The 4,800-nt window shown below is 61.6% G+C and carries 5 protein-coding genes and 2 pseudogenes; 2 read left to right on the top strand and 5 right to left on the bottom strand.

Features of this window, described 5'->3' with window-relative positions; all coding sequences use genetic code 11:
- Nucleotides 1-425: 425 nt before the first annotated feature.
- Nucleotides 426-704: a transposase domain-containing protein gene (locus tag IVA87_RS29790; protein ID WP_346658383.1), complete on the bottom strand. Its 279-nt coding sequence runs from the start codon at nucleotides 702-704 to the stop codon at nucleotides 426-428.
- Nucleotides 705-928: 224 nt separating this feature from the next.
- On the opposite strand from IVA87_RS29790, the gene IVA87_RS29785 reads away from it, so the two are divergent.
- On the top strand, nucleotides 929-2,116 hold the full coding sequence (locus IVA87_RS29785; RefSeq protein ID WP_247336505.1) for an IS110 family transposase: 1,188 nt from the start codon (nucleotides 929-931) through the stop codon (nucleotides 2,114-2,116).
- Here the strand turns inward: IVA87_RS29785 and IVA87_RS35060 are convergent.
- The 4 genes and pseudogenes from IVA87_RS35060 to tnpB all read right to left on the bottom strand — a co-directional run bounded on the left by IVA87_RS35060 (nucleotide 2,035) and on the right by tnpB (nucleotide 3,881).
- On the bottom strand, nucleotides 2,035-2,262 hold the full coding sequence (locus IVA87_RS35060) for an IS66 family transposase (protein WP_253075118.1): 228 nt from the start codon (nucleotides 2,260-2,262) through the stop codon (nucleotides 2,035-2,037). The genes IVA87_RS29785 and IVA87_RS35060 overlap by 82 nt on opposite strands.
- Nucleotides 2,177-3,181: an IS66 family transposase gene (locus IVA87_RS29780; protein WP_247336502.1), complete on the bottom strand. Its 1,005-nt coding sequence runs from the start codon at nucleotides 3,179-3,181 to the stop codon at nucleotides 2,177-2,179. The genes IVA87_RS35060 and IVA87_RS29780 overlap by 86 nt, the downstream gene beginning before the upstream one ends.
- Before the next feature lie 64 nt (nucleotides 3,182-3,245).
- Nucleotides 3,246-3,353, bottom strand: a pseudogene (locus IVA87_RS29775) (hypothetical protein); the annotation flags it as partial.
- Between the two features lie 180 nt (nucleotides 3,354-3,533).
- Nucleotides 3,534-3,881: an IS66 family insertion sequence element accessory protein TnpB gene (tnpB, locus tag IVA87_RS29770; RefSeq protein WP_247336498.1), complete on the bottom strand. Its 348-nt coding sequence runs from the start codon at nucleotides 3,879-3,881 to the stop codon at nucleotides 3,534-3,536.
- A 661-nt stretch (nucleotides 3,882-4,542) separates the two neighbouring features.
- On the opposite strand from tnpB, the pseudogene IVA87_RS29765 reads away from it, so the two are divergent.
- Nucleotides 4,543-4,800, top strand: a pseudogene (locus IVA87_RS29765) (hypothetical protein); the annotation flags it as partial.

The raw sequence follows: 4,800 nt of genomic DNA, 5'->3' as shown, positions 1-4,800 counted from the left end.
TGCGAATCGGTGCCAGACAAGGAATCACGGTCGATTCCTGCGATGCAATAGTTGGTGCGCTCCCTCAGCCCCCTCGGCTAAATGTGGGTAATTGAAAGCTTCACCGGATGCTTACGCATCCGGTGAAGACCCTGGCTAGATCTGTCGTTTCCGTTTGGTATCGTCCGACACCGAGCTTATCGAGTACGCGCTAGCGGAGTTGGGCGCTCGAAGACGACTTCGGCACGAGACTCATCCGTCGCAAAGGCCAGGTCGCGAAAGACCTCGACCTTGAGTTTTGATCCGCTCCCTGCACTACGGCGAATCAAGCGGCATCGCACTGCGGCCGCGATTCACCGCCACCATGCGTGTCGTGGAGACGACGCATATCTGAAATCTTGTTTGAAAGTATGCATTTGATATCTTTGCCGGACAGTTGATTGGGCTCAAGCAGCGTGAGCGACGTTCTGCGGATGCCAGTTCCAGGGGAAGAGTTCGTGAATGCGCTTGGCAGAGTGATCCGGCAGGCGGGCTAGGACATCGGCGAGCCAAGCTTGCGGATCAATGTTGTTGAGCTTGGCAGTAGCGATTAGACTGTAGATCGCAGCGGCGCGACGGCCGCCCTCATCGGAACCCGCGAAGGTCCAATTCTTTCTTCCCACGGCGACCGCCCGTAGCTCACGCTCAGCACCATTGTTAAAGGGCATGATGTTTTCAGCGCTCAAACCCGGTGGAGGGGACCGGTCGTCCGGATTAGTCTATCCAAGCCGGGATAGGGGCGCTGGAGCACGAAACGGTGGCAGGCCGCCATGACCATGAGCTGTGAGCTCGCTTTGTTACTTGGCCGCCCCTACGACTTGCCCGGCTGCGCTGCGAGCGCGGATCCGTAGATGTCGTGCAAGCCACTGGCTCCTGAGACAAAGGAGAACCAAGCATGCAAATCGTCGGCATGGACATCCACCGATCCTTCGCCCAGGTGGCGATCCTGGAGGACGGAACAATAATCCGACAGCTCCGCGTTGATCTCGTCCACGATCGGCTTGTCGCCTTTGCCAAGACACTCAGCCTCGAGGATGAGGTGGTCATCGAGGTGACGGGCAACAGCGCGGCGGTCGAACGTATTCTGCGCCCGCACGTTAAGCGCGTCGCGGTCGCCAATCCGAGGCTCGTTCGGGCGATCGCTTATGCGCGAGTCAAAACGGACAAGGTTGATGCTGGGACCCTGGCAAAGTTGCATGCTGCCGGCTTCTTGCCGGAGGTCTGGGTTGCTGACGAGGACACCTACAGCCGCCGGCGCCAGATGGCCGAGCGCGCTGGCGTCTTGGCGCAGATCATCCGGATTAAAGGACGCATGAAGGCTATCCTGCATGCCAACCTCATCCCGCCCTACAAAGGCTATCTCTTCGGCAAGCGCGGACAGCATTGGCTGGACAGTCTGCCTCTTCCATCGGAGGAGCGTGCAATGCTCCGGCGTCTGATCGCGGAACTCGAACGCGTGACGAAGCAACTGGCGGAGGTCGACAAAGTCGTGGCCCAGCAGGCTCTGGACGATCCACGGGCTCTCAAGCTGATGACGATTCCCGGCGTGAGTTCGGTCGTCGCATCGACTGTGCTGGCCTCGATCGGCGACATCGCGCGCTTTCAGTCACCGGATAAGCTCAGCAGCTACTTCGGTTTGACCCCTCGAGTTCGGCAATCGGGAGAGCATCCGGCAAGGCATGGTCGTATCTCGAAACAGGGCAATAGTGACGCCCGCAAGATGCTGGTTGAAGCGGCTTGGTCGGCCAAGACGGCGCCGGGGCCGCTGCGAGCCTTCTTCAACCGCATGCAGAAGAAGCATGGGCCTGGAGTCGCGGCCGTCGCCACGGCACGTAAGCTCGCGGTGATGATCTGGCACGTCCTGACGACCGAGAAAGATTATGCTTACGCACGACCGGCGTTCACAGCGATGAAACTCCGGAAGGTGGAACTCAAGGCTGGAGCGCCTCGTGCCTATGGCAAGGCTGGCCCGGGTCGGGACTACTGGATCAAGGAACTGCGTGAGCGGGAAGCTGGCTACGTCGCACGCGTCGAGCAGGCGTACGAGCGGATGGTGGCGGCCTGGAAGGAGAAGCCAAAAAAAGTGGCCTTGAACTGACGGCAGGGCTTCTCAACACCATCCGTCGACATGCAAAGCCGTCCGTTATCAAGGAAGCGGCTAAATGCATCCCAGCGGCTGAGGCAGTAATTGATCGCTTTGGTCGTGTCGTTGTTCCTGGAGAGCTTGGCGCGCTGCTCGCGCAACCACGCCTCCAGCTCGACGATCAGGGGGCTGGCTACGCTCCTGGCGCACACGCAGGCGTTCCTGCGCAGCAAGACCGTTGATCTCGCGCTCAATGGCGAACAGGACAACGACGCGCTTGACCGCCTCGGCCGCGATCGGCGCCTTGCTGAGCCGCGCGAGATCAAAGAACTTGCGCCTGCCGTGCGCCCAGCACGCGGCCTCGATGATCGGGCCGCCCTTGCGATTGGCTTCGTAGAGCCTGCCGAAGCGGGCGTAGGCGTCGACCTGCATCAGTCCGGCATAGCCCGCCAGATGCTGCTCTGGATGCGCGCCGCCACGGTCGGGCGAGTAGAAGAACACAGCCGGCGGATCTGGGCCGGCAAACGGACGGTCGTCGTGCACATAGGTCCAGAGCCGGCCAGTCCGGGTCTTGCCCTTGGCCAGGACCGGCACCGTGGTGTCATCCGCGTGGATGCGCTCGGCCGCGAAGACGTGGCTCCGGATCGCATCGACCAGAGGCATCAGGGTTGCCGCGGAGGCACCTACCCAGTCCGCGAGCGTCGATACGTCGAGGTCGATGCCTTCACGCTGGTAGATGTCGTTCTGACGATGAAGCGGCAGGTGCAGGCCGTACTTGGCGAACAGGACATGGGCCAGTAGCTTAGACCCTGCACGCCCGCGCGCAATCGGATGCCAGGGGGCCGGCGGTTGAGTGATCGCTTCGCAGGCCCGGCAGACGAGCTTCTCGCGCACGTGCTGGATCACCTTCCACTGGCGCGGAACGAGCTCCAGCGTCTCGGTTACGTCCTCGCCAATCTTGCGCAATCGACTGTCGCCGCAGCATGGGCAGGAAGCCGGCACGGGATAGACAATGCGCTCCCGCGGCAAATGCTCCGGCAGCGGCCGGCGGGCTGGCTTGCGGCGCTCGAACGATGGCACCGCAATTTTTCTCGGCTGCTATCTGCGCCGCGGTCTCAGCTTGAGCCGCGTTCTCCTCCAGGTCGGCGAGCTGTAGCTCGAGCTGGTCCAGCAATGCGCCTCGCTCGGAGGATTGTCCGAACTGCTCGTGCCGGAGCTTCTTGATCGTGAGCTTGAGCTTCTCGATCAGCATGTCCCCGCCTGGGCTTCCGCTTCCGCGGCCAACCGGGCCCCTCGCTCGGCGCGCAGCATCGCCTGCAGCGTGGTCACATCGTCGGGAAGAGAATCATCGGCGCTCATCGCCGACCAGAGAATCACAAGATTCGATCTCTGTCCGAACCGCTGATCCTGTCACCGGTTCAAATCCCAGCGATCAGCCAGCCGCCTGCGGTCGCCAGGTCTGTTGCGGCATCCGCCAGTCGATGCCCCCCAGCAGGTAGCCAAGCTGGGCAGGGGTGATTGTCACCACGCCATCAGCCGACGACGGCCACAGAAAGCGGCCACGCTCCAGCCGCTTGGTGTAGAGCGACATGCCCAGTCCATCGTGCCAAAGGATCTTGATCAGCTTGCCGCTCCTGCCACGGAACACATAGAGGTCGCCGCCGTGCGGGTCTCGCTTGAAGGCTTCCTGCACCAGCAAGCCCAGCGAGTTCATGCCGCGGCGCATATCGGTGTGGCCGGTCGCAATCCACACCCGCACGCCCGACGCAATCGGGATCACCGTAGGCGTCCATCTGTCAGTGCCGCCACCGCGGCCTTCAGCGTCGCCGCATCGACCGTGCCCGTGATCCGCATCCGAGCCCCGGCCGTAAACTCGATCTCGATCGACCCGCCGCTGCTGGCCGGCGCGACTGGACGGGGCGTCGGACCTGCTTCCGCGACCACCATCGCCGGTACGAAGCCAGGTTGGTGGGCGGCATCCTTCGGCTCGGGCCGAAACGACCGTCGCCATCGCAGCAGCAATGAGCGCGAAACGCCATACCGCCGCGCTGTGGCCGCGACCTGGCGCGGCGCCCCGTAAGCTCTCAAGAACGATCTTGAGGCTTCTCATCCTCGGACCAGCGCCGCCGACGGCCCGTGTTCACCACCTCAAGCCGTTCGACCTGGGCGCTGCGCCTATCACTATCCATAAGGACAGTTCCCAACAATACGCCTCATTCAGCAAGGCGGCCCTCACCGGCTTTCAATTACCCATAACGTTGACCACTCGGCCTGATTTGCTGATCGGCGAAATGTTGAGTCGAAAGAATCACTTGTGATTCCTTGCTGAGCATCTGATTCGCGAGGGGGTGCTCTATGGGGCTGACATTAAGGGATCGATCGGCAAAAGGCCGGTTGCGATCCTTGGAGGGTGAATGTTGGATTGATCGAGAGACTAGTGGATGCGAGTTCCTGATGCATCGAGCCTTGCGGTCACAATCGAGGGGGTGCCGCTGGGGTTGGCGGCCGTTAAGTTCTGGACCCGGAAGAAATTCAAGGGGACGGCAGCGCTTAAAAAGAAGATCAATCCGACCCGGATTCCCATCGAGAAAAAGGAAAGTGTCCGGTGGTTGGAAAATCTCAAGCAGTCTACGCAACTCTTGGATCATCCGGGACGATGCATCCATATTGGTGCCGTGACATCTATGAGCTCTTCTGCG

It is taken from the genome of Bradyrhizobium sp. 147 (assembly GCF_023073935.1).
Classification (GTDB): Bacteria; Pseudomonadota; Alphaproteobacteria; order Rhizobiales; family Xanthobacteraceae; genus Bradyrhizobium.
The sequence above is the reverse complement of the archived record's forward strand: the minus strand, read 5'-3'. Positions and strand labels throughout refer to the sequence as shown.

What these genes read in the sequence shown, in the direction of transcription:
- IVA87_RS29785 (WP_247336505.1), top strand. Translation starts at nt 929, where the DNA reads ATGGACATCCACCGATCCTTCGCCCAGGTGGCGATCCTGGAGGACGGA.